The 23,393-nt window shown below is 59.2% G+C and carries 21 protein-coding genes; 14 read left to right on the forward strand and 7 right to left on the reverse strand.

Annotated elements, in window-relative coordinates; genetic code table 11:
* Positions 1-102 precede the first annotated feature (102 nt).
* Positions 103-2,838, reverse strand: coding sequence for a preprotein translocase subunit SecA (gene secA / locus JFT81_RS17320; RefSeq protein WP_201228266.1), 2,736 nt, complete (start codon positions 2,836-2,838; stop codon positions 103-105).
* A gap of 306 nt (positions 2,839-3,144) precedes the next feature.
* Here secA and JFT81_RS17325 point away from each other — a divergent pair, with 306 nt between their 5' ends.
* A complete protein-coding gene (locus tag JFT81_RS17325; protein ID WP_201228267.1) occupies positions 3,145-3,600 on the forward strand; it encodes a DciA family protein in 456 nt (151 codons plus the stop codon).
* Between the two features lie 157 nt (positions 3,601-3,757).
* Here the strand turns inward: JFT81_RS17325 and JFT81_RS17330 are convergent, their stop codons facing one another.
* The gene (locus tag JFT81_RS17330) at positions 3,758-5,245 is read right to left on the reverse strand and encodes a helicase HerA-like domain-containing protein (protein WP_201228268.1); all 1,488 of its coding nucleotides are present in this window, start codon (positions 5,243-5,245) and stop codon (positions 3,758-3,760) included.
* Positions 5,246-5,431: 186 nt separating this feature from the next.
* On the opposite strand from JFT81_RS17330, the gene JFT81_RS17335 reads away from it, so the two are divergent.
* From JFT81_RS17335 to JFT81_RS17350, 4 genes are all read left to right on the forward strand, one after another.
* On the forward strand, positions 5,432-7,321 hold the full coding sequence (locus JFT81_RS17335; RefSeq protein WP_201228269.1) for a methyl-accepting chemotaxis protein: 1,890 nt from the start codon (positions 5,432-5,434) through the stop codon (positions 7,319-7,321).
* A 174-nt stretch (positions 7,322-7,495) separates the two neighbouring features.
* Positions 7,496-8,587 (forward strand): glycosyltransferase family 1 protein, encoded by a 1,092-nt coding sequence (locus tag JFT81_RS17340; protein WP_201230574.1) that lies wholly within the window; start codon positions 7,496-7,498, stop codon positions 8,585-8,587.
* The gene (locus JFT81_RS17345) at positions 8,580-9,356 is read left to right on the forward strand and encodes a polysaccharide deacetylase family protein (protein ID WP_201228270.1); all 777 of its coding nucleotides are present in this window, start codon (positions 8,580-8,582) and stop codon (positions 9,354-9,356) included. Before JFT81_RS17340 ends, JFT81_RS17345 begins: the two co-directional genes overlap by 8 nt.
* Positions 9,353-10,348 carry a lysylphosphatidylglycerol synthase transmembrane domain-containing protein gene (locus JFT81_RS17350; protein WP_201228271.1) on the forward strand — a complete coding sequence of 332 codons (996 nt, stop codon included), beginning with the start codon at positions 9,353-9,355 and terminating at the stop codon, positions 10,346-10,348. Before JFT81_RS17345 ends, JFT81_RS17350 begins: the two co-directional genes overlap by 4 nt.
* A gap of 38 nt (positions 10,349-10,386) precedes the next feature.
* On the opposite strand, the gene JFT81_RS17355 is transcribed toward JFT81_RS17350, so the two are convergent.
* Together JFT81_RS17355 and purU are read right to left on the reverse strand one after the other, a co-directional pair.
* Positions 10,387-10,563: a hypothetical protein gene (locus tag JFT81_RS17355; RefSeq protein WP_201228272.1), complete on the reverse strand. Its 177-nt coding sequence runs from the start codon at positions 10,561-10,563 to the stop codon at positions 10,387-10,389.
* An 87-nt stretch (positions 10,564-10,650) separates the two neighbouring features.
* On the reverse strand, positions 10,651-11,499 hold the full coding sequence (gene purU, locus JFT81_RS17360) for a formyltetrahydrofolate deformylase (protein ID WP_201147048.1): 849 nt from the start codon (positions 11,497-11,499) through the stop codon (positions 10,651-10,653).
* A gap of 339 nt (positions 11,500-11,838) precedes the next feature.
* On the opposite strand from purU, the gene mvaT reads away from it, so the two are divergent.
* Positions 11,839-12,216, forward strand: coding sequence for a histone-like nucleoid-structuring protein MvaT (gene mvaT, locus JFT81_RS17365; RefSeq protein ID WP_007933316.1), 378 nt, complete (start codon positions 11,839-11,841; stop codon positions 12,214-12,216).
* Positions 12,217-12,316: 100 nt separating this feature from the next.
* Here mvaT and sbcB read toward each other — a convergent pair whose 3' ends face one another.
* The gene (sbcB, locus tag JFT81_RS17370; RefSeq protein WP_201228273.1) at positions 12,317-13,747 is read right to left on the reverse strand and encodes an exodeoxyribonuclease I; all 1,431 of its coding nucleotides are present in this window, start codon (positions 13,745-13,747) and stop codon (positions 12,317-12,319) included.
* Between the two features lie 181 nt (positions 13,748-13,928).
* On the opposite strand from sbcB, the gene JFT81_RS17375 reads away from it, so the two are divergent.
* From JFT81_RS17375 to JFT81_RS17410, 8 genes are all read left to right on the forward strand, one after another.
* The gene (locus tag JFT81_RS17375; RefSeq protein ID WP_201228274.1) at positions 13,929-14,654 is read left to right on the forward strand and encodes an RDD family protein; all 726 of its coding nucleotides are present in this window, start codon (positions 13,929-13,931) and stop codon (positions 14,652-14,654) included.
* Positions 14,651-15,628: a stage II sporulation protein M gene (locus JFT81_RS17380; protein ID WP_201228275.1), complete on the forward strand. Its 978-nt coding sequence runs from the start codon at positions 14,651-14,653 to the stop codon at positions 15,626-15,628. The genes JFT81_RS17375 and JFT81_RS17380 overlap by 4 nt, the downstream gene beginning before the upstream one ends.
* Positions 15,615-17,162, forward strand: a complete 1,548-nt coding sequence (locus JFT81_RS17385) for a DUF4129 domain-containing protein (protein ID WP_201228276.1) — start codon at positions 15,615-15,617, stop codon at positions 17,160-17,162. The genes JFT81_RS17380 and JFT81_RS17385 overlap by 14 nt, the downstream gene beginning before the upstream one ends.
* Positions 17,159-18,322, forward strand: a complete 1,164-nt coding sequence (locus JFT81_RS17390) for a DUF4350 domain-containing protein (RefSeq protein WP_201228277.1) — start codon at positions 17,159-17,161, stop codon at positions 18,320-18,322. Before JFT81_RS17385 ends, JFT81_RS17390 begins: the two co-directional genes overlap by 4 nt.
* Entirely contained in the window at positions 18,319-19,320 is a 1,002-nt protein-coding gene (locus JFT81_RS17395) for a MoxR family ATPase (RefSeq protein ID WP_201228278.1), read from the forward strand. Before JFT81_RS17390 ends, JFT81_RS17395 begins: the two co-directional genes overlap by 4 nt.
* A gap of 109 nt (positions 19,321-19,429) precedes the next feature.
* Positions 19,430-20,761 (forward strand): DUF58 domain-containing protein, encoded by a 1,332-nt coding sequence (locus JFT81_RS17400; protein WP_201228279.1) that lies wholly within the window; start codon positions 19,430-19,432, stop codon positions 20,759-20,761.
* A 201-nt stretch (positions 20,762-20,962) separates the two neighbouring features.
* Positions 20,963-21,178 carry a hypothetical protein gene (locus tag JFT81_RS17405; RefSeq protein ID WP_201228280.1) on the forward strand — a complete coding sequence of 72 codons (216 nt, stop codon included), beginning with the start codon at positions 20,963-20,965 and terminating at the stop codon, positions 21,176-21,178.
* 538 nt (positions 21,179-21,716) lie between these two features.
* Positions 21,717-22,091 (forward strand): DUF6124 family protein, encoded by a 375-nt coding sequence (locus JFT81_RS17410; RefSeq protein ID WP_201228281.1) that lies wholly within the window; start codon positions 21,717-21,719, stop codon positions 22,089-22,091.
* A gap of 153 nt (positions 22,092-22,244) precedes the next feature.
* Here JFT81_RS17410 and JFT81_RS17415 read toward each other — a convergent pair whose 3' ends face one another.
* A complete protein-coding gene (locus JFT81_RS17415) occupies positions 22,245-22,604 on the reverse strand; it encodes a PilZ domain-containing protein (RefSeq protein ID WP_201228282.1) in 360 nt (119 codons plus the stop codon).
* Between the two features lie 228 nt (positions 22,605-22,832).
* Positions 22,833-23,219: a tetratricopeptide repeat protein gene (locus JFT81_RS17420; protein WP_201228283.1), complete on the reverse strand. Its 387-nt coding sequence runs from the start codon at positions 23,217-23,219 to the stop codon at positions 22,833-22,835.
* Positions 23,220-23,393 lie beyond the last annotated feature (174 nt).

Below are 23,393 nucleotides of genomic sequence, written 5' to 3' on the forward strand. Positions count from 1 at the left end.
GATGTCAGCACCGCCACTCACAGGGACGGTGATTTAAATGGCAAAACGCCGCGACGGCTTATGCCGGTCGCGGCGCGGGTATTTCAGCGATTGAAACGGGTTTTACTGGATCTGCCCGTGGCAATGCTTGAATTTCTTGCCCGAACCGCAGTAGCACAGTTCGTTGCGGCCCAGCTTCTGCTCGTTGCGCACCGGCGCGGTGGCGAGGGCGACATCAACCTCTTCACCCAATGCTTCCGGCTGGTCGAGACCAGGTGCTTCGGCGTGTTCGAACTGCATGCGGGCGGCCAGATCTTCGGCTTCCTGACGCAGACGTTGTTCTTCGACTTCCGGATCTTCGCGGCGAACCTGAACGTGCGACAGCACACGGATCGAGTCGCGCTTGATCGAATCGAGCAGCTCGGAGAACAGCGTGAACGACTCGCGCTTGTATTCCTGCTTCGGGTTCTTCTGGGCATAGCCACGCAGGTGGATACCATGACGCAGGTGATCCATGGTCGACAGGTGGTCTTTCCACAGGTCGTCCAGCACGCGCAGAACGATTTGCTTCTCGAAGGAGCGCAGTGCGTCGGCACCGGCCTGGTCTTCTTTCTCGTTGTACGCGGCAATCAGCTCGGCCATCAGCTTCTCGCGCAGGGTTTCTTCGTACAGGTGATCGTCTTCGTCGAGCCATTGCTGGATCGGCAGCTTCACACCGAAGTCGCTGGCAATCGAAGCTTCCAGACCGGCGACGTCCCACTGCTCCGGCAGCGATTGCGGCGGAATATGCGCGCTGACGGTGGCGTTGAGTACGTCCTGACGGAAGTCAGCGATGGTCTCACCGATGTTGTCGGCGGCCAGCAACGTGTTACGCATGTGATAAATCACTTTACGCTGTTCGTTGTTGACGTCGTCGAACTCGAGCAGTTGCTTACGAATGTCGAAGTTACGACCTTCAACCTTGCGTTGCGCCTTCTCGATCGCGTTGGTCACCATGCGGTGCTCGATCGCTTCGCCGGGCTGCATGCCCAGGGCTTTCATGAAGTTCTTCACCCGGTCAGAGGCGAAGATGCGCATCAGGCTGTCTTCCAGCGACAGGTAGAAGCGGCTCGAACCGGCATCGCCCTGACGGCCGGCACGGCCACGCAGCTGGTTGTCGATACGGCGGGATTCGTGACGCTCGGAGGCAATTACCTGCAAACCGCCCGACTCCAGCACTTGCTGGTGACGCTTCTGCCAGTCGGCCTTGATCTGCGCGATCTGCTCAGGGGTCGGGTCTTCCAGCGACGCGACTTCAACTTCCCAGTTACCGCCCAACAGGATGTCGGTACCACGACCGGCCATGTTGGTGGCGATGGTCAGTGCGCCCGGACGACCGGCCTGCGCGATGATCTCGGCTTCTTTTTCGTGGAACTTGGCGTTCAGAACCTTGTGTTCGATGCCTGCCTTCACCAGCAATGCGGACATGTGCTCGGAAGTTTCGATGGTCGCAGTACCTACCAGTACCGGACGACCAGCCGCCATGCTTTCCTTGATGTCGGCGACGATGGCCGTGTACTTCTCTTCGGCCGTCAGGAACACCAGGTCGTTGAAGTCTTTACGCGCCAAAGGCTTGTTCGGCGGAATGACCATGACTTCCAGACCGTAGATCTGGTGGAATTCGAACGCTTCGGTGTCAGCGGTACCGGTCATGCCGGACAGCTTGGTGTACAGACGGAAGTAGTTCTGGAACGTAGTCGAGGCCAGGGTCTGGCTCTCGGCCTGAATGTTCAGACCTTCCTTGGCTTCGATGGCCTGGTGCAGGCCTTCGGACAGACGACGGCCCGGCATGGTACGACCGGTGTGTTCGTCGACCAGTACGACCTGACCGTCCTGCACGATGTATTCAATGTTGCGGTTGAACAGTTTGTGCGCACGCAGACCGGCATACACGTGGGTCAACAGGCCCAGGTTATGCGCCGAGTACAGGCTCTCGCCTTCAGCCAGCAGGCCAACGCGGGTGAGCATGTCTTCGATGAACTGGTGACCGGCTTCGTTGAGTTCGACCTGGCGGGTCTTCTCGTCAACGGTGTAGTGGCCAGCCTTGGTGACTTCGCCTTCGACTTCTTCGACGTGCAGTTCCAGCTGCGGGATCAGTTTATTGATCTCCATGTACAGCTTGGAGCTGTCCTCGGCCTGACCGGAAATGATCAGCGGGGTACGCGCTTCGTCGATGAGGATGGAGTCGACTTCGTCGATCACGGCAAAATTGAGTTCGCGCTGGAATTTTTCTTCCATGCTGAACGCCATGTTGTCGCGCAGGTAGTCGAAACCGAATTCGTTGTTGGTGCCGTAGGTGATGTCGGCGGCGTAAGCGATGCGCTTCTCTTCCGGCGGCTGGAACGGCGTCACGACGCCGACGGTCAGGCCAAGGAATTCATACAGCGGACGCATCCAGTTGGCGTCACGACGGGCCAGGTAGTCGTTCACGGTCACAACGTGAACGCCCTTGCCGGACAATGCGTTGAGGTAAACGCCCAGGGTCGCCACGAGGGTTTTACCCTCACCGGTACGCATTTCGGCGATTTTGCCTTCGTGCAGGGTCATGCCACCGACGAGTTGTACGTCGAAGTGGCGCATACCCATGATGCGCTTACCGGCTTCACGGGCGACCGCAAAGGCTTCTGGCAACAGCTTGTCGAGGGTTTCCCCTTTGGCGATGCGGGCCTTGAACTCATCGGTCTTGGCGCGCAATTGATCGTCCGAAAGGGCCACCATTTGCTCTTCGAAGGCATTGACGAGCTGCACCGTCTTGAGCATGCGTTTGACTTCACGCTCGTTCTTGCTTCCAAAAAGTTTCTTTAACAAAGGCGCAAACATATCGGCAGGATCTTCCACACTAAAGGGATGGAGGGCGGCCCCGTGAGTCGCCCGAGCAGCCCTCATGGCCGCATGCGAACGAGCATTCTACCCGGAAACGGTGGTGAGGAAAGTGGCGATATTCCACGATGCTGGCACTGCGCGTTGACGGGGCTCACTTAAAATAGGGGCGTTTTGCATAACTTCAAGTCGTACGGCAAAGAAGTTAGTTGTTGATTTAATGGGTAAAGCAGGTGCAAAAGCAATGGGCGAGTGATTTCGCTGCATCTGCTACCATGGCGCTTCTGTTACTTCAGGTGTTCGATCATGGCATTTCGCCCTCTTACGGCCAGAGCACCCGCCGTTCTATTACGCGAAGCCAAGCCGCTCAAAGCCATCCTCGGCCATGCCCAACGTCTGGGTCATCTGCAACGCCTGCTCGAAAGCCAACTGCAACCCGCCGCCCGCGAGCATTGCCACGTCGCGTCGTGGCGTGAGGGCAGTCTGTTACTGATTGTCACCGATGGCCACTGGGCCACGCGCCTGCGTTATCAGCAGAAACGTTTGCAGCGGCAATTGCAGATGTTCGATGAGTTCGCCAGTTTGACGCGGATTCTGTTCAAGGTGCAGCCACCGACGGTTCAGCGCGGCGCGATTGGGCACACGATGGATCTGTCGACGGATGCGGCAGCGACGATTCAGGCGACGGCGGACGGGATCAGCGATCCGGGTTTGCGGGCGGCGCTGGAACGTCTTGCGGCGCACGCCAAAGACAAAACCTGATCCCGTTTTTTTGTAGGAGCCGAGCTTGCTCGCGAAAGCGCAGTGTCATTCAACATTGATGTTGTCTGATACGGCGCCTTCGCGAGCGAGCTCGGCTCCTACTAAGGACGCGGTGTGTCATTCAGCGTTGATGTTGTTTGATACGGTTCCTACGGGTTTAGCGGCGTTTGCTGCCTCCGAGTAACGAGCCCATCAGGCCGCGTACCAGCTGTTTGCCGAGGTTGTTGGCAGCCTGGCGCATGGCGGATTTCAGCGCCTGACCGGCGGCTGTGCCGAGGAACTCTCCGGCCCTGTCGGCGAGGCTTGGCTCTTCAGCCGGCGGTTTGCTGGCCGTTGCCTCGGCCTCCGGCGCCAAGCCTTTACGGCCCATCAGAATTTCATACGCTGACTCACGATCGATCGGCTTGTCATAGCGCCCTTTGAACGGCGAACCGGCGATCAACACGGTGCGCTCGGTTTCCGTCAACGGCCCGATCCGCGATTGCGGCGGCGCCACCAGCACGCGCTGAACCATTTCCGGCGTACCCTTCTCTGCCAGCGTGCCGACCAGCGCTTCGCCAATGCCCAACTCAGTCAGTACCGATAACGTATCGATCGCCGGATTCGGCCGGAAGCCGTCTGCCACCGCACGCAGGGATTTCTGCTCCTTGGCGGTGAATGCGCGCAAGCCATGCTGGATACGCAACCCGAGTTGCGCCAGCACGTTGTCCGGCAAGTCCGCCGGCGACTGCGTGACGAAATACACCCCAACGCCTTTCGAACGGATCAACCGCACCACTTGCTCCAGGCGCTCCTGCAAGGCCTTCGGGGTGTCGCCGAACAACAAATGCGCCTCATCGAAAAACAGCGCGAGCAACGGTTTGTCGGCATCGCCGCGCTCAGGCAGCTGCTCAAACAACTCGGCGAGCAACCACAACAGGAACGTCGCGTAGACTTTTGGTGCCTCGTGAACCAGACGGCTGGCATCGAGCAAATGAATGCGTCCACGGCCATCGGCGGCCGGTTGCAGAATGTCTTCGAGTTGCAGCGCCGGCTCGCCAAACAGCGCTTCGGCGCCCTGCTGCTCCAGCGTCGCCAGACGACGCAAGAGCGCCTGGCTGGAACCGGTGGTCATCAGCGCGGCGTCTTCACCGAGCATTTGCGGGTTGTCTTTGAGGTGATTGAGCAGCGCTTTCAGGTCTTTCAAGTCCAGCAGCAACAGGCCTTCCCGATCCGCGACTTTGAAAGCGGCATACAGCGCCGCCTGCTGACTGTCGGTCAGCTCCAGCAGACTGCCAATCAACAGCGGGCCCATTTCACTCAACGTAGTGCGCAGTGGATGACCGGACTGACCGTGAATGTCCCACAAGGTCACCGGATAAGCCTGCGCCTTGTAGTCGAGCCACGGCATCCCGGCGATGCGCTCCGCGACCTTGCCCTGCGGGTTACCGGCGGCACCGAGGCCGCACAGATCACCCTTGATGTCAGCGGCGAATACCGCCACGCCGGCGTCGCTGAACGCTTCAGCCAAGCGCTGCAATGTCACGGTTTTACCGGTACCGGTCGCACCGGCGATCAGCCCGTGGCGGTTCGCCAGGCGCATGCCCTGACCGATCTGTTGTCCCGCGAGATCGGCGCCGATTACGAGTTGCGATGAGTCAGGCATTTTGTCACCTATGGTTAATCTTTGATTCGCTGTGGCCGATAGATAAAGCGTGAACCTGACTGAAAAGTCGGTCGGACATTTCCCTAAGGAGAGTCGGAAATATCAGTTTGCATTCACCTTTGCCCATATTGCGCGCCTTTATAAAAGCACGCCCAGGACATTAAGACCTTAGCGGAACCCCAAGCCATGAACAAAAATCTGCGCTTCAGCCATAAAATTTTGCTTGCCGCCGCCCTCATCGTCATCGCCGCTTTCGCCTCGTTTACCCTGTACAACGACTGGTTACAGCGCAACGCGATCCGCGATGACCTGCACAACTATCTCAACGAGATGGGCGAGGTCACTGCCGGTAATATCCAGACCTGGCTCAGCGGACGCATTCTGCTGGTCGAGAACGCCGCCCAGAACATCGCCATCAACCCCGAACCTGCCAACGTCGCCAGTCTGCTGGAACAGAAAACCCTGACCTCGACGTTCATGGCCACCTATCTGGGCGACGCCACCGGGCACTTCACCATCCGCCCGGACACGAAAATGCCCGACGGTTTCGATCCCCGCGTACGCCCTTGGTATAAAGGTGCCGAGAGCAGCAGCACCTCGACCCTGACCGAACCCTACATCGACGCCGCCACCGGCCAATTGATCATCTCCATCGCCACCGCCTCAAAAAAGGCCGGCCAGAGCGTCGGCGTGGTGGGCGGCGACCTGAGCCTGCAATCGCTGGTCGACACTCTTGCCGCGCGTGATTTCGATGGCATGGGTTATGTGTTCCTGGTCAGCGCCGACGGCAAAATCCTCGTGCACCCGGACAAGGCATTGGTGATGAAGTCACTCAAGGAAGCCTATCCACAGGACACCCCGCGCATCAGCAGCGACTTCAGTGAAGTCACCGTCGATGGCAAGACCCGCATCGTCACCTTCGCGCCGATCAAAGGCCTGCCGTCGGTGAACTGGTACATCGGTTTGTCGGTGGACAAGGATCAGGCGTTTGCGATGCTCAGCCAGTTCCGCACCTCGGCAGTCATTGCGACAGTGATTGCCGTGGCGATCATCATCGCGCTGCTCGGCATGCTGATCCGTCTGCTGATCCAGCCGCTGCACGTGATGACCCGCGCCATGGAAGACATCGCCGACGGTGAAGGCGACCTGACCAAACGCCTGACCATCGTCAATAACGATGAGTTCGGCATCCTCGGCACCGCGTTCAACCGTTTTGTCGAACGTATTCACGGCTCGATCCGCGAAGTGTCGTCGGCGACCGGCCAGGTCAACGAGGTCGCGCTGCGCGTGGTCGCTGCGTCGAACTCGTCGATGTACAACTCGGATCAGCAAGCTTCGCGCACCAGCAGCGTGGCCGCCGCGATCAATGAACTCGGCGCCGCCGCTCAGGAAATCGCCCGCAACGCCGCTCAGGCTTCGAGCCAGGCCAGTGACGCGCGTGGTCTCGCCGAAGACGGCCAACAAGTGGTGGATCGCAGCATCAAGGCGATGAATCAACTGTCGAGCATGCTCAGCGCGTCGAGCAGCAACATCGAGTCGCTGAACAGCAAAACCGTGAACATCGGCCAGATCCTCGAAGTGATCACCAGCATTTCCCAGCAAACCAACTTGCTGGCACTCAACGCGGCGATTGAAGCAGCGCGCGCGGGTGAAGCCGGTCGTGGTTTTGCAGTGGTCGCGGACGAAGTGCGCAACCTGGCGCACCGCACGCAGGAGTCGGCACAGCAGGTGCAGACGATGATCGAGGAGCTGCAAGTGGGCGCTCGTGAGTCGGTGAGCACCATGAGCGACAGCCAGCGTCACAGTCAGGACAGCGTGGAGATTGCCAACCTTGCCGGGGAGCGCCTGAACAGCGTGACGCAGCGGATCGGCGAGATCGATGGCATGAATCAGTCGGTAGCGACGGCGACCGAGGAACAGACGGCGGTCGTTGAGTCGATCAACGTCGATATCACCGAAATCAATACGCTGAACCAGGAAGGCGTGGAGAACTTGCATGCGACTTTGCGTGCGTGTTCGGATCTGGAGCAGCAGGCTTCGCGGTTGAAGCAGTTGGTGGGTAGTTTCCGCATTTAAGATCAAAAGATCGCAGCCTGCGGCAGTTCCTACAGGGATACAGCCGCAGGTTGCGATCTATTTACTCCTGCCCCTGCGTCGTAATCCCGACCGAACATCTATTCCGGATAAAGGTCAACCAAGGGAGAACCACGCAGCGGAGGGTTGATCACCGTGCACATCGCCGACATCACCATGTTCTACGCCCCGGCCAGCGGCGGCGTACGGACATATCTGGATGCCAAACATCGCCGACTGCTCGTCAAACCCGGCATTCGCCACAGCCTGTTGATCCCCGGTGCGCATTTGGGCGAAGACAACGGCGTTTACACGGTTCCCGCCCCCGCCCTGCCCTTTGGCAAGGGTTATCGCTTCCCGCTTCGGCTCGCCCCCTGGCGAAACGTCCTGCAAGGTTTACAGCCCGATCTGATCGAAGTCGGCGATCCATACCTCACCGCGTGGGCCGCACTGGATGCGCGCCGGCAACTGGACGTGCCAGTGATCGGCTTCTATCACTCGGACCTGCCGCTGCTGGTCGGTAATCGCATGGGCCATTGGCTCACGCCGAATGTCGAAGCGTACGTCACCAAGCTCTATGGCAACTTCGACCGGGTGCTCGCGCCCAGCCAGATCATGGCCGACAAACTCAGCAGCCTCGGCGTGCGCAATGTTTACGTACAGCCACTGGGCGTGGATCTGCATACATTTCACCCCGCGGCGCGCAACTCGCAGCTGCGCGCGGAGCTCGGCCTAACCGACGACACCCGGCTGCTGATCTTCGCCGGGCGTGGTTCAAAAGAGAAAAACCTGCCGGTGCTGCTCAAATGCATGCAGCGTCTGGGCCCGCGTTATCACCTGTTGCTGGTCGGGTCGTCGATGCCCGCCGTGGTGCCGGACAACGTCAGTGTGATCAATGAATTCTGCCCGGCGCACAGGGTTGCGCAATTGATGGCCAGCGCCGATGCGCTGCTGCATGCCGGCGACCAGGAAACCTTCGGGCTGGTGATCCTTGAAGCCATGGCCTGCGGTATTCCGGTGGTGGCGGTGGCGGCTGGCGCTTTCAAAGAAATCGTCGAGCAATCCTGTGGCCTGCTCTGCACGCCAAATAATCCGCAGGCGATGGCCAATGCCGTGCGTGAACTGTTCAGTCGCGGCAGCACCCGGCTTGGCGAACAAGCGCGGCAACACGTCGAACAGCATTACGCCTGGGACACAGTGGTCGACAGCCTGCTGGGTCACTATCACGCCGTGCTCGGTCACTCACGGCCCAAGGTTGCCAATGGCTGAGCCCCTCGCCAAACCCGCCGTGTTGCTGGTGCTGCACGATGTGGCGCCTTCGACGTGGGCGGATTACCAGCCGTTTGTCGAAGCGATCGACGCCTTGGGCAACGTGCCGATGACGTGGCTCGTCGTACCGGACTTCCACCGCCACGACACGCTCGACGCTCACCCGGCGTTTTGTCGAATGCTCAGCGAACGCGTTGCCCTCGGTGACGAGCTGGCGCTGCATGGTTTTTACCATGACGATCAGGAACCCGGCCCGCACACCCCACGCGACTGGTTCATCCGCCGCGTCTATACCCATGAAGGCGAGTTCTATCGATTGTCCCGTGACGCCGCCCTTGCCCGCCTGCACGCCGGCATGGAAGTGTTCCGGCGCCACGACTGGCCACTGCACGGTTTTGTCGCCCCGGCGTGGCTGATGAGCGACGGCACCCGGCAAGCCTTGCGCCAGTTGCCACTGAGTTACACCAGCGATCCGCAACATCTTTATCGTCTACCGGACTTTACCCCCATAGCCGCCCCCGGTCTGGTCTGGAGCGCCCGCAGCGCTTGGCGCCGAGGCCTGTCAAAAATTGTCAGCGATCAGCGGCAACAGCGCTGGCGCCAGGCGCCGGTGATTCGGCTAGGCTTGCACCCCGTAGACATGCGTCACCGCTTTTCCCGTGATTACTGGCTGCACACCCTTCAACAACTGCTGGCGGATGGACGCGTACCGATGAGCAAAATCAACTGGCTGAGCCAACAGCGCGGTCAAGCGGGACGCGCCGCATGAGTCGCGGCATTCTGTTACTGATCGGCTTGCTCGCGGCCGTGCTGATCCCTGTTGTGCTGGGCGGCGGCGACACGTGGGCTCGTCTGCAAAGTTTTCCGCTGCAATGGCTGCTGATCATGTTCGGCATGATCCTGCTCTGCTGGGGCATCAATACGTTGCGTTTACGTTTGTTGCTCGGCGATCAGCGCGATCGGGTGACACCGATGAAAAGTCTCGGCGTGGTCATGGCCGCTGAATTTGCCTATTGCGCCACCCCCGGAGGCAGTGGTGGCCCACTGACGATCATGGCATTGCTGGCACGCAGCGGTGTACGCCCGGCGCGCGGCAGTGCGGTGTTTGCCATGGACCAGCTCAGCGATCTGCTGTTCTTTCTCTGTGCGCTGAGCGGGATTCTGATTTACGCGCTGTTTCAGCACCTCAGTGACCGCCTCGAATGGCTCCTGATGGTCAGCGCCGTGTCGTTGTTCGGCGGGCTGTTCAGTTGCGTGTTGCTGGCACGTTATCACCGCGCCCTGATCCGTCTGAGCGGGCGACTGTTGGCGAGGATGAACGTCAAGGCCGGCACCCGGCGCCGTTGGGCGCGCAAGCTGCTGCACTTTCTCGCAGCGTTTACCGACACGTTGAAATTGCCCTGGCAAACCTTGGTCAAGGTGTTCGCCCTGACCTGCGTGCATTGGCTGCTGCGCTACAGCGTGCTGTATCTGGCGCTGCGCGGGTTGGGCGCGGACTTGCAGTGGGCGTGGAGTTTTCTGGTGCAGATGCTTTCGCTGGGCGCCGGGCAGTTCAGTTTGTTGCCGGGCGGTGCGGGGGCGGCGGAATTGACTTCGGCGGCCCTGTTGGCGCCGATGGTGGGGAAATCGACGGCAGCGGCGGCGATTCTGATCTGGCGGGTGGTGACGTATTACTTTTACCTGCTGGTCGGTGGCCCGGTGTTCCTATTGATGCTGGGGCGGCCGCTGTTGCGGAAACTGATGAAGGTGGGCCAGGCTTAAAAGATCGCAGCCTCCCTCAGCGCCTACAGGGTCTCGGTTCAGGCATCGTCGCCCTTGTCGTCGGACTTATCTTGCAATTGTTCCCACAACTCGGCCGCACCGGGAAACTCGGTGCCATCCTCCGGGCTCATGTCCTCCGGGTCGTAGCGACTCAAACACCCTTCGCCCAACGTAGCGGGAGCCTTGGAAGTGGCTTTGTCGAGTGGATCGCTCATCAGGCTTTTCCTCTGGGTAGAAACGGCGAAGGGCCTGGAGCGATTGAACGCCCAGACCCTTCGTTTTTCAAGCTCGCGCAGGTTCGATCAGAACACCACAGTCTTGTTGCCGTGCACCAGCACGCGATCCTCGAGGTGATAACGCAAGCCGCGGGCCAGCACCATCTTCTCGACATCACGGCCGAAACGCACCATGTCTTCAATGCTGTCGCTGTGGCTGACACGCACCACGTCCTGCTCGATGATCGGGCCGGCATCCAGCTCTTCGGTGACGTAGTGGCAAGTCGCACCGATCAGTTTCACGCCACGCAGGGAAGCCTGGTGGTACGGCTTGGCGCCGACGAACGACGGCAGGAAGCTGTGGTGAATGTTGATGACCTTGTGCGCGTATTCGCGGCACATGTCCGGCGGCAGGATTTGCATGTAGCGCGCCAGCACCACCACTTCAGCATCGTGCTGTTTGACCAGACGCGACACTTCGTTGAACGCCGGTTGCTTGTCCTGCGGATTGACCGGGACGTGGTAATAAGGAATGCCGTGCCACTCGACCATGCTGCGCAGGTCATCGTGGTTGGAAATCACGCAGGAAATTTCGCAGTCCAGCTCATCGCTGTGCCAGCGGTGCAGCAAATCCGCCAGGCAGTGGGATTCGCGACTGGCCATCAACACCACGCGCTTCTTCTGCTCGGTGTCGGTAATGCGCCAGTCCATCGAGAACTCTTCAGCGATCGGGGCAAACTTCTCGCGTAATTCTTCAATACCGAAAGGCAACGAATCGGCACGAATCTCGTGACGCATGAAGAACCAGCCGACCTGATTATCCGAGTGGTGGCTCGCTTCGGTGATCCAGCCATTGTGGGCTGCCAGAAAATTACTGACTTTGGCAACGATGCCAACGCGGTCCGGGCAAGAAATCACCAGCCGAAAAGTGCGCATGAGGGGGAAACTCCAGAACTTCGCAAAGGCCGCCATTCTAGCGACTGCGCGGAAAAACTGCAGTATTGATGAGCGCCGGCCTGGCTCGCGCGTCAGAACACGGCTTTTTGACGGCGATAAACGTCAATGTGATGGCGCCGTAATGGCACCTACTCAACACATAATTGTGAATATGGGTGATGACTGCATCACACTATTTAACTGAACAATCAATTTACGGCTATTTCCCGCAACTAATTTAAATAAAAAGTCCGGTTAAATGTTTACTTGATGAAACAGCCTGACTATTATTGCGACACTGTCCCCTGCCATTCAACACCTCCACGTAAGGTAGTTCACATGTCCTTGATCAACGAATATCGCGCCACCGAAGAAGCAATCAAAGAGCTGCAAGCCCGTTTGAAGAACCTGTCTCAAGACGACAAACTGCAAACCGAGCTGGAATTCGAAGGCAAACTGCGCACCCTGATGGGCGAATACTCCAAGTCGCTGCGTGACATCATCGCGCTGCTGGATCCAGAATCGAAAACCAAAGCACCCCGTGGCGGCGCAGTAAAAACTACTGGCACCAAGCGTGCTCGCAAAGTTAAACAATACAAAAACCCGCACAACGGCGAAGTCATCGAAACCAAAGGTGGCAACCACAAAACTCTGAAAGAGTGGAAAGCCAAGTGGGGCGGTGACGTGGTTGAAGGCTGGGCTACCCTGCTGGGCTAAGCCGCAACGCCCGTCGCTGACCGATCAGTGACAAAAAAAGAAACGCCAGCAAATGCTGGCGTTTTTTTATGCGCGCCATTTGCGCTGAACATGTTCGATTTCAAACGTCCAAACGTTTGCGCAATGTCTGGACATAACTCTGCCATTCATTGAGCACCGCGCTCTGCATCGGCGTCGCACTTTGCAGCCATTGCTCTGCGGTTTCGATAAAAGATGACACGGTATTTGGCGCGCCCCACTCCGGCGCCGACAATCGCTGCCGGCAAAATATTCTCCAGCGCTCTTGCTCTTCAAAACTCAACGTCTCGGGAAAGTTACGCGCTCGATATCGAAAGAGTAATTCAGGCAAACGTTCATCATCGAAAGGCCATTGCTCTTGTGCTAATTGTGCCGGGTCAGCCGATCTCACTTGCTCGCACAGGCGCCGATCTCGATCACCGATAAATCCGTCGTACAACTGTTGCTCCGGGTCTTCGCTCGGGGTGAAATCTTCGCTGGCATAAATCGCTGCGACTTTATCTTTCAAAACTTGTTGTGCGGCAGTTAGCCGCAGTGCGCGTTCCTCATACAGCGCCATGTCCAGGCCCAGTCGCTGTTGATCTTGTGCACGCAATACCGACAGCGGCGCAACAACCGGGCAACGGTTGATGTGAATCAGTTTGAGCGGCACCGGCAATTCGCCTTCCAGCAAATCATCGCGGCGCGTGTAGAGGCGCTGGCGCAGCGTCTGGGCGTCCAGATCGAGCAAGCCCTGCGGATCAAGGTGCAGGTCGCAGACAATCAGCGCATTGCGGTTTTTCGGGTGCCAGGCCAAAGGCATGACCACACCGACATAACTGCGCGCCGCCGAGAAACGCCCGGAGATGTGCACCATAGGCTGCAACAGGCGAATCTGATCCATCACCTTCTGTTTGCTGCGCAACTGAAACAGCCAGTCATAGAGCTTCGGCTGCTTTTCGCGAATCAGTTTTGCCAGCGCGATGGTCGCGCGCACATCCGACAAGGCTTCGTGGGCGTGCCCGTGATCAATATTGTTGGCGGCGGTCAGGCGTTCGAGCTTGAGCGTCACCCGGCCCTCGTCATCGGTCGGCCAGACCAGGCCGTCCGGGCGCAATGCATAAGCGGCGCGCACCACATCGATCAGATCCCAGCGACTGTTGCCGCCCTGCCATTCACGCGCGTAGGGATCGAAGAAATTGCGATAGAGGCTGTAACGCGTCATCTCGTCATCGAAACGCAAAGTGTTGTACCCGGCGCCACAGGTGCCGGGCGCGGCCAGCTGTGCGTGTACCCGGGTCATGAAATCGGCCTCGCTCAAACCTTTTTCGGCGAGCTGGCTGGGGGTGATGCCGGTAATTGCACACGCCGCCGGGTGCGGCAGGATGTCTTCGCTGGGTTGGCAGTAGAGGTTGACCGGCTCGTCGATTTCGTTGAGCTCATGGTCGGTGCGAATCCCGGCGACCTGCAGCGGGCGGTCGCAACGCGGATTGATGCCAGTGGTTTCGTAGTCGTACCAGAAGATGGAAGTCACGGGCGGTTCCTGAACTGAAGATCGGCAAAGTCTAGGCGCTCAACCCTTGTCGCGGCCAGCCTCGCGTCATTTCAGTACGTTGCTTCACACGCGGTGCAATACATAGTTATGTCGTTTCCCCCCGAGAGGCTGCTAGCATCGGACGCACTTGCACTCAGAACAGGCGAACATCAGGTAGCCCATGCTCGAGCCCACAGCACCGCCAAGGAAAGCACCGCTGACCCCGCCGCTGGACACGCGGCATCAGGTCGAAACGCCGGAAGGCATCGACCTGCCTTTGCGTCCCGCCGGGTTGATGGTGCGGGCCGTGGCGTTCAGCATCGACCTGGGCATTCGCGGCGTGATCATGGCCGTACTGTTTATCGTGCTGGCGTTTCTCGGCAAGCTCGGCATGGGCCTTGGGTCGCTGCTGCTGTTCGCGATCAGTTGGTGGTACATGGTGCTGTTCGAAGTGCTACGTCAGGGCCGCTCGCCGGGTAAACAGTGGATGGGCCTGCGCGTGGTGCACGATGACGGCACACCCGTGGGTTGGTCGGCATCGTTACTGCGCAACCTGCTGCGCTTCGTCGATCTGCTGCCGTTCGGTTACTTCCTCGGCACCCTCAGTTGCCTGCACCATCCGGCCTTCAAACGCCTCGGCGACATCGCTGCCGGCACCCTTGTCGTGTACAGCGAACGTCCGCTGACCCGGCCGCAACTGCCCGAAGTCGAATCTCGGCGCTCGCCCGTCATCCTCACGCTCAGCGAGCAACGCGCCGTGCTCGGTTTCGCCGAGCGTCAGGGCGAATTGTCACCGGCGCGGGTCAACGAACTGGCCGCCCTGCTCGCTCAGCCGCTGCATATCAGCGCGCCGAAAGCCGTGGCTGAACTCAACGCTATCGCTCGCGGTTTGTTGGGGCCGACATGAAGCAAAGCCTTTTCGAAAGTCGCCACAAGGCCGAATGGGAGCGTTTTGCGCTGGCCCTCGAACGCCTTGAGCGCGGCAAGGACACCTCGCAGGTCGCCGCTTTCCCCAAAGCCTATCGCCGACTTTGCCAGCATTTGGCGCTGGCGCAGGAACGCGGCTACAGCAGTTTCCTGATCGACTCGTTGCAGCAGCAAGTGCTACGCGGTCATCAGCAGCTGTACCGTCATCGCAGCCGCCTCGGCGCCAATCTGCTGAGTTTCATCCTCGCCGACCTCCCGCGACTGGTGCGTGCCGAATGGCCGTTTGTACTCGTCGCCGGCCTGCTGTTCTTCGGCAGCCTGCTCGGCGTCGCTGTGTTGGTCTATGTGTTTCCCGAACTGGTCTACAACCTGATACCCGCCGATCAAGTGCGCGAGATGCAAGGCATGTACGACCCCGTCGCCGGCCACCTGGGGCGCCCCGCCGACCGCGCCGCGAGCGAAGACTGGGTGATGTTCGGTTACTACGTGATGCACAACATCGGCATCGCCTTTCAGACCTTCGCCAGTGGCTTGCTGATGGGCGTGGGCAGCGCGTTCTTTCTGTTTTACAACGGGCTGGTCATCGGCGCCGTCGCCGGGCACCTGACCGAAATCGGTTTCGGCCAGACTTTCTGGCCATTCGTCATCGGCCATGGCGCCTTCGAACTGACGGCCATCGCCCTTGCTGGCGCGGCCGGTCTGAAACTGGGTTGGGCCTTGATCGCCCCTGGGCGCCTGACCCGCGCCGAGGCGTTGAAACACGCTGCGCGCAAGAGCGTATTGCTGATCTGCGGGGTCATGCTGTTCCTGCTCATCGCGGCGTTCATTGAAGCCTATTGGTCGTCGAAAAACAGTCTGGCACCGCAGACCCAATATCTGGTCGGCGCCGGACTCTGGGGTTTGGTGGCGGCTTATCTGCTGTTCGCCGGAAGGACGCGCCATGCGCCTGAGTGACGCCACTGTCGTGCTGCGGCCGCGCACCACCTGGGAAGCCATGGACCTGGGCGTGCTCATGAGCCAGCAGCATCGACGCCTGCTGATGACCAGTTGGGCGATCGTCACCCTGCCGCTGTTCGCTCTGCTGAGCATGGTGTTCTGGGACTCACCGTCGCTGGCGGTGTTTATTTTCTGGTGGCTAAAACCGGCGTACGAACGCCTGCCGCTGTACATCCTGTCGAAAGCCCTGTTCGGCGAAACACCGACGCTCAAACAAGCGTTGCGCGAGTGGCCACGCTTGCTCAAACCGCAACTGCTGGCCAGCCTGACCTGGCGCCGCCTGAGTTTGAGCCGCAGCTTCCTGATGCCGGTGGTGCAACTCGAAGGCCTCGATGGCAGTGCCCGCCAACAACGCCTGAACGTTCTGCTGCAGCGCAATGCCGGCGCCGCGCAATGGCTGACCCTCATCGGCGTACACCTGGAAACGGCGCTGTGGATCGGCCTGATGGTGCTGTTCTACCTGTTGCTGCCGCAGCAGGTAGAAACCGATTGGGATTGGCAGTCACTGATCCTCGCGGCGGATCAGGACTGGCGCTGGCTCGAACACCTGACCAATGCCTTTTACGCGTTGGTGCTGGTGGTCTGGGAACCGATTTACGTCGCCTGCGGCTTCAGCCTTTATCTGAATCGACGCACGCAACTGGAAGCCTGGGACATTGAACTGGTCTTCCGCCGCTTGCGCCAACGCCTGAACAACGGCGTACTCGGTCTGCTGCTGGCGGTCTGTCTGGTACTGCCGAACGTGCCCTCGGTCTGGGCCGCCGAAGCCGATACAGGCCCCAATGCACCGCGCTTGTTGAATCAGCCGCTGACCAGCCAGGCCTCACGCGACAACATCAAAGCCCTGCTCGAACAGCCGCCGTTCAAGAACAAGGAATCCGTCACCCGTTATCGCTTCGGTGACGACCCGGCAGCGCAGGCCAAAGAGACAAAACCCGGCGAAGCACCGCCATGGCTGAAAACCCTGCTGGGCTGGCTAGACGGCCAGCACCTCGACGGTCTGGCCAAGCTCATTGAGGTGCTGCTGTGGGGCATCGTGATTGCCGCGTTCGGCTGGTTGCTCTGGCGCTACCGCGAATTTCTGCAAGCGTTTGTCAGCCGACGGCCGCGACTGCCGGCCAAGCCACAACGCACGCTGCCGCAACAAGCCTTCGGCCTGGACTTGAACCGCGACACGTTGCCCGACGACATCGCCGCCAACGCCGAGCAACTCTGGCCCACCCAGCCACGTGCGGCGTTGAGCCTGCTCTATCGAGGCTTGCTCAGCCATTTGCTCCACGATTTTGATCTGACGCTGAAACCCGCCGACACTGAAAGTCAGGTACTCGCGCGCATCGAGCACATGCAGCGCCCCGAACTGCTCACCTTCAGTCGCCACCTGACCACGCATTGGCAACACATGGCCTACGGGCATCGGGTCCCGGCGGCGCACCTGCAACAGGAATTATGCGAGGGCTGGCGCGCCTTGTTCGGCCACGGAGCCACCCGTTGAGTCGCCGTACCCTGTGGTGCGTCGGCGCATTGATCGTCGCTCTGCTGGCGGCGTTGAGCATTTTCCTTTTCCTCAAGGCCAAGCCCTATCAGGAAGAAATCGATCACGGCCCCTCGCCTGATGCACAAGCCAATCCGTATCTGGCGGCGGAACTGTTTTTGCGTGAACGCGGCCTCAACGTCAGCCACGCCGAGAGCCTCGCGGTGCTGCCGGATATCGATCCGCGCCGACACACTTTGCTGCTGTTCAACGACCGCTCACGGATGACCCCGCGTCAGGTCGATCAAGTGTTGAACTGGACACGCGCCGGCGGGCGCCTGGTGTTCGTCGCCGAATCGCTGTGGGATGAGCAGACCAAACAAAGTAACGACCTGCTGCTCGATCGGGTGCAACTGCATCAATCCTTGAGCAAGGATCTCAAAGAGCCGCCCGCCGACCTAGAACAGGACCGCTTCCCCAAGCTGACCAAGCTCTATCTGGAAGACGAGGACGCACCGGCCTACGCCGGCTTCGACACCGATTTCCACCTCGACGACCCAAAGAATCTCGCTCAGGCCTGGGCCAACAGCGCCAAGGCCACGCACATGATGCAACTGCCCTACAGCCTCGGCTCGGTCACGGTGGTCACCGACGCCGATCTGTGGAAAAACAAAGCCATCGATCAATACGACAACGCCTGGTTGCTCTGGTACCTGAGCGCCGACACCAACGTCACGTTGATCTACAGCACTGAGCACGACGGGTTGCTGACCTTGCTCTGGCGCTATTTCCCGCAGGCCATCGTCGCCCTGCTCGCCTTGATCGGCCTGTGGCTGTGGCATGTCGGCGTGCGCCATGGCCCGCTTCAGGCACCGGCCCCGAGCGGGCGTCGGCAGTTGCAGGAACACTTGCGCGCCAGCGCCGATTTCCTCCTGCGCCACAACGGTCAGCAAGCACTGTTGCAAGCCTTGCAACAAGACGTGTTGCGCCGTGCGCGCCGTCGCCATCCCGGTTTTGATCGATTGAACGTTGCCGAACAATGGTTGGCGCTGTCGCGCCTGACCCGTCAGCCGACCCGCGCCATCAGCCAGGCCCTGAGCCCTGTGCCGAACCAACGCTTGTCCAGCGCCGAGTTCTGCCGTCAGGTCGCCCACCTGCAAACCTTGAGGAATACGCTATGAGTGAACAGACCGAGCCCGGCAGCGCCAGCCACGCCGCCCAGCAACGCCAGCGCGCCAGTCAACTGGCGCAAGCGGTTCGCAGCGAATTGCACAAAGCCGTGATCGGCCAGAGCGAGGTGATCGACGACGTGCTCACCGCGTTGATCGCTGGCGGTCACGTGCTGCTTGAAGGCGTGCCGGGGCTGGGTAAAACCTTGCTGGTGCGAGCATTGGCCCGTTGCTTTGGCGGCGAATTCGCGCGGATTCAGTTCACCCCGGACCTGATGCCCAGCGACGTCACCGGTCACGCCGTGTACGACCTGCAGACCGAACAGTTCAAGCTGCGCAAAGGCCCACTGTTCACCAATCTGTTGCTGGCCGACGAAATCAACCGCGCCCCGGCAAAAACTCAGGCGGCGCTGCTCGAAGCCATGCAGGAGCGCCAAGTGACACTCGAAGGTCGTGCCTTGCCGATCGCTCAGCCGTTCATGGTGCTGGCGACGCAGAACCCGATCGAACAGGAAGGCACCTATCCACTGCCGGAAGCTGAACTCGACCGCTTCATGCTCAAGGTGCGCATGGATTACCCCGACGCCGAACAAGAACTGAACATGGTGCGTCAGGTCAGCCGCTCGACCCGCGCCGACATGCTTGATGTGCAGCCGCTGCGCACCGTGTTGCAAGCCAAAGATGTGCAAGCATTGCAGCGCATCGCCAGTGATCTGCCGCTGGATGATCAGGTGCTCGATTATGCCGTACGCCTGGCGCGCAGCACCCGCACGTGGCCGGGCCTGACGTTGGGCGCCGGGCCGCGCGCCTCTATTGCACTGGTGCGCTGCGCCCGCGCCCGAGCGTTGTTGCGCGGTGGCGAGTTCGTGATTCCCGACGACATCAAGGGCTGCGCGCTGGCCGTGCTGCGCCATCGCGTGCGCGTCGCGCCGGAGCTGGACATCGAAGGGCTGCAGGTCGATCAGGTGTTGCAGCAATTGCTCGACCAAGTCCCGGCGCCGCGCCTATGAAACCCGTTTTGAGCAGAAAAGATCGCAGCCTTCGCCAGCTCCTACAGGTGTGCCATGCAGGAGCTGGCGCAGGCTGCGATCTTTTCAGCAGACAGTCCGGTGCCACGCCATGAAACCCTCAAAACTCCTATTGATCTGGCTGACACTGCTGCTGGCCATCGGCATTGCCCTCGGCACCTTGCAGGCACTCGATATCGACATTCCGCCGAGTCTGCTGTCGATCAACTGGGGTTTGCTGCTGGCCCTGTTGGCCCTGGCGACAATCGACGCGCTGCGCCTCAAGCGCCTGCCTGCCATACGAGTCAAACGGCAAATGCCCGGCAGCCTCGCGCTCGGTCGCTGGGGTGAAATACGGCTGGAGATCGAACACGACTTCAGCGAACCACTGGAAATACAGCTTTTTGATCACGTTCCGGATGGCCTGAGCTTTGAAAATCTGCCGCTAGGCATCGAGCTGCAAGCTGGCCGGATCAGCCACGTGGGCTACCGCTTGCGCCCCCTCAAACGCGGGCACTTCAGCTTTGAACACTGCGAACTAAACCTGCCGAGTCCGCTCGGTTTATGGTCAGGCAAACGCCTGCTCGACGTCACCGACCACACTCGCGTCTACCCGGATTTCGCCCGGTTCTACGGCGGTGAATTGTTGGCGGTGGACAACTGGCTCAGCCAGCTCGGCGTGCGGCAAAAACAGCGCCGTGGTCAGGGTCTGGAATTTCATCAACTGCGCGAATTCCGTGAAGGCGACAGCCTGCGCCAGATCGACTGGAAAGCCACCGCGCGGCAACGCACACCGATCGCCCGTGAGTATCAGGACGAACGTGATCAACAAATCATCTTCATGCTCGATTGCGGCCGGAATATGCGCAGTCAGGACGATGAACTGTCGCACTTTGACCATGCACTGAATGCCTGTCTGCTGCTCAGTTATGTGGCGTTGCGTCAGGGTGACGCGGTGGGGTTGATGACCTTCGCCAGCGATCAGCCGCGGTTTATCGCCCCGGTCAAAGGCAGCGCCCAGCTCAATGTGTTGCTCAATAGCGTTTACGACCTCGAAAGCAGTCAACACCCGGCGGACTATCAGGCTGCGATCCGTCCACTGATCGCCCGGCAGAAGCGCCGGGCACTGGTAGTGCTGGTGACCAATGTGCGCGAGGAGGACGATGAAGAACTGCTGAGCGCGGTCAAGCGCCTGAGAAAGCAACATCGGGTGCTAGTAGCAAGTCTGCGCGAATCAGCGATTGACCAGTTGCAGCAGACGCCCATTCAAACCTTGGATGAGGCGCTGGCATATTGCGGGACTGTTGACTATTTGAATGCCCGCAACGAGTGTCATGAACATCTGATCGCTAATGGCGTTACTACGCTGGATGCACAGCCTCAGGAATTGGGGACTGAGCTGGTAACACGCTATTTGAGCTGGAAGAAGGCTGGCTCGTTTTGAACATTCAATCCCATCCCATCAACGCTCAACAGAGATAGAAATCGTATTCGGGTGATAGAGGTGGGACAAGACACCACTCCCCCCTTCGTATAAAAAATCGCTGAAAATCGTAATCAATCGAGTACCTCAACTCCTTCAATGCTTTCCAACCTCCCCAAAAACCGATGCTATGCTTTTATTTTTTCGAAAGGAGTCGAATCTATGTCACTTGAATATTCGTTATCTGATGTACTGGACAGGATGTATGAGAATCAGCTTGGGTTAGAGGCGGCCCTTATGGAGCTAACATTACAAGTAGAAAAAGAAGGCTTTACTGAGGTAGGTGAAAACGTCCGAGGTGCGCTATGTAGGGTTGGTGAAAATGCTGGCTACATCAAGCAAGGCATGGCTAAGCTCAGAGGAAGAAACCTCAAATAAATGGATTAGCTACGTGTTCAAACTTCGGCTGGGGCCATTCGAGGGAACCACTAGATAAAAATTTTTCTAGAGATTTGACCCCAGTGTCCTCAATAAAAAAAACCGCCTGACACGACTTCAGAAAATGTGCGAGGCCTGTCTACTTTTAAGCACATCTAGTAAATCCTCGTAGCCAAAAGGTCCGACAGTTTTCGGGAATTAGAAAACGTCCCTTGGCTTTCGGGAATTAAGACTACAAAGTTTGGTGCCAATGCCTACGCAGTCACCGGAATGGGCTGACTGACACTCTAAGAGATGCCGCTTAGATTAGACATTGTCGCTGACAATCAGCGGCCAGGTTTAGTCGCCTGACATGAGACAAGGTGCAAGGCTTCATCCGGTCGGATTTTCTACTTCCGTACTTGATGGTGGCTGTGTGCAGGGCACCTTCGGGTGCGCCGGAAAACCTTGTTTCCACCGGTCGACTAACCTGCGCATAGCTGCCTCCCTTCATTTAGTCGCGAAGCGGAGGCAGCGCCCAATAAAAGGAAACAAGGCAATGCAAAAGGCATCCATAAGCCCCCCTGAGATAGATTCCGCCGATACATCCCCCTACGCTTCTCCCGACTCAAAAAAACTCCATGAAGCCGCAGAACGCGCCCTCGACCACTACCTAAAACCCGAACCGCCCTCCCGCAACTCCGTCGATCGCGCCATGCAGATGTTCATGGTCGCCCCCGACATCAACTCCGAAGCCATCGCCATCCAGACCTACGAAACGTTTTCGTCGGTGAGCATTCTGTTGCTGGATCTGGCGGACAGCCTGGAAGACAAGCCGCGGCATCTGGCGATGGCGATTTATCACTTGAGCGAGATGGGGTTGTTGCTGGCGGAGAAGACGCTGGACAGTGAACGGGCGATTGCGCTGGCCTGACCTTCAGGCAGGCGTTGTCTTGCCACGACGCCATCGCGAGCAAGCTCGCTCCCACAATGGATCAGCGGTGAACCCATTATGGGTGGTCACCAACGATCAACCAATGAAGGAGCGAGCCTGCTCGCGATGGCAATAGTGAACGCGCCGCAGAAATCAGGCCGAGGCCGGCAGCGGCTGAAAACTGAAGTATTGCTTCAAGGCCTGCACCAGTTGCCCATACTCCGGCGGCGGCCGGTGCAGGCTGAAACCCGCGTCGTAATGTTGCGGAGTCGCGTCTTCATGGCACCACAGGCAACAGGCCGTCAGGTCGATGACCTGTTGGCAGCCTTCATCCATGGGAATTTTCAGACGCAGGGTGAAATCGACACCGGTCATCATCGGCAACTGACTGATGAGCATCAACCCGTCTTCAGACACGTTGCCGAGAAAGCCGATCGGTTTGTCGGTGACGCTGTTGAACACTCTGAGAAAGTACGGCAATTGATGCCGTTCGATTCGGCGGTGGGTAAACATGCGCGGTTCGCCATGCAGGGCTCCATCACAGAGCCGCACTGTGCTTCGGAACGAACCTGTGTTGCAGGTACGCTCTCCCCGCTTCCGGTATGACGGTCGCCATGACGCCGTCACCTGACTGCTGCCAGTCGCAGGTGTTGCCCCGGTTTAGAGGCCAGGCTCTAAAACGGGATGATTCGACTATAGCTCAGCTTGTACACACAGACAGCGTTTGTATGACAACTGCCATCAGAAACGCGTCGGGCTGACCACCGCAGCAGCACTGCGCGTTGGGTAATGACCCAGGCTCTGCAAGGTTTCCAGGCGGGCACGGGCGCGGTAGGCATATTCGCTATTGGGGTACGAGGCCATGATGAACTGATAGGTCTGCGCAGCATCGACAAACATTTTCTGCCGCTCAAGGCACTGGCCGCGCATCATCGACACTTCCGGCCACACATACGGGCGGGCACGGCTGGCGCGCTCGACCTTGGACAGTTCGAGCATGACCTGCTCGCAGTTGCCGCGATCATAAGCGCTGTAGGCGTTGTTCAAATGATGGTTCATCGACCAACGGGTGCAGCCCGTGACGGCGAGGACGCTGAGGGCAAGGGCGGCAATGGGTACGAATCGCATGAGGGTTCTCCTGTCTTGAGCTCTGTATCGACCCTGCGTCGAAAATCTTCAGAACCGTTTGCACCGATTATCGCGTCGGTGTGGTCGTCGCGTTCAATAAAGAAAACAATAAGTAGTGCAAACGAACAATGACTACACCAACGGAGCATAGTAGCCTCTGCTAGCGCTTGAACT

The sequence above is a fragment of the Pseudomonas sp. TH43 genome (assembly GCF_016650635.1).
Classification (GTDB): domain Bacteria; phylum Pseudomonadota; class Gammaproteobacteria; order Pseudomonadales; family Pseudomonadaceae; genus Aquipseudomonas.

Coding starts and splice junctions, on each gene's coding strand:
- secA (WP_201228266.1), bottom strand. CDS start 2,838: ATGTTTGCGCCTTTGTTAAAGAAACTTTTTGGAAGCAAGAACGAGCGT.
- JFT81_RS17325 (WP_201228267.1), top strand. CDS start 3,145: ATGGCATTTCGCCCTCTTACGGCCAGAGCACCCGCCGTTCTATTACGC.
- JFT81_RS17330 (WP_201228268.1), bottom strand. CDS start 5,245: ATGCCTGACTCATCGCAACTCGTAATCGGCGCCGATCTCGCGGGACAA.
- JFT81_RS17335 (WP_201228269.1), top strand. CDS start 5,432: ATGAACAAAAATCTGCGCTTCAGCCATAAAATTTTGCTTGCCGCCGCC.
- JFT81_RS17340 (WP_201230574.1), top strand. CDS start 7,496: ATGTTCTACGCCCCGGCCAGCGGCGGCGTACGGACATATCTGGATGCC.
- JFT81_RS17345 (WP_201228270.1), top strand. CDS start 8,580: ATGGCTGAGCCCCTCGCCAAACCCGCCGTGTTGCTGGTGCTGCACGAT.
- JFT81_RS17350 (WP_201228271.1), top strand. CDS start 9,353: ATGAGTCGCGGCATTCTGTTACTGATCGGCTTGCTCGCGGCCGTGCTG.
- JFT81_RS17355 (WP_201228272.1), bottom strand. CDS start 10,563: ATGAGCGATCCACTCGACAAAGCCACTTCCAAGGCTCCCGCTACGTTG.
- purU (WP_201147048.1), bottom strand. CDS start 11,499: ATGCGCACTTTTCGGCTGGTGATTTCTTGCCCGGACCGCGTTGGCATC.
- mvaT (WP_007933316.1), top strand. CDS start 11,839: ATGTCCTTGATCAACGAATATCGCGCCACCGAAGAAGCAATCAAAGAG.
- JFT81_RS17375 (WP_201228274.1), top strand. CDS start 13,929: ATGCTCGAGCCCACAGCACCGCCAAGGAAAGCACCGCTGACCCCGCCG.
- JFT81_RS17380 (WP_201228275.1), top strand. CDS start 14,651: ATGAAGCAAAGCCTTTTCGAAAGTCGCCACAAGGCCGAATGGGAGCGT.
- JFT81_RS17385 (WP_201228276.1), top strand. CDS start 15,615: ATGCGCCTGAGTGACGCCACTGTCGTGCTGCGGCCGCGCACCACCTGG.
- JFT81_RS17395 (WP_201228278.1), top strand. CDS start 18,319: ATGAGTGAACAGACCGAGCCCGGCAGCGCCAGCCACGCCGCCCAGCAA.
- JFT81_RS17400 (WP_201228279.1), top strand. CDS start 19,430: ATGAAACCCTCAAAACTCCTATTGATCTGGCTGACACTGCTGCTGGCC.
- JFT81_RS17405 (WP_201228280.1), top strand. CDS start 20,963: ATGTCACTTGAATATTCGTTATCTGATGTACTGGACAGGATGTATGAG.
- JFT81_RS17410 (WP_201228281.1), top strand. CDS start 21,717: ATGCAAAAGGCATCCATAAGCCCCCCTGAGATAGATTCCGCCGATACA.
- JFT81_RS17415 (WP_201228282.1), bottom strand. CDS start 22,604: ATGTTTACCCACCGCCGAATCGAACGGCATCAATTGCCGTACTTTCTC.
- JFT81_RS17420 (WP_201228283.1), bottom strand. CDS start 23,219: ATGCGATTCGTACCCATTGCCGCCCTTGCCCTCAGCGTCCTCGCCGTC.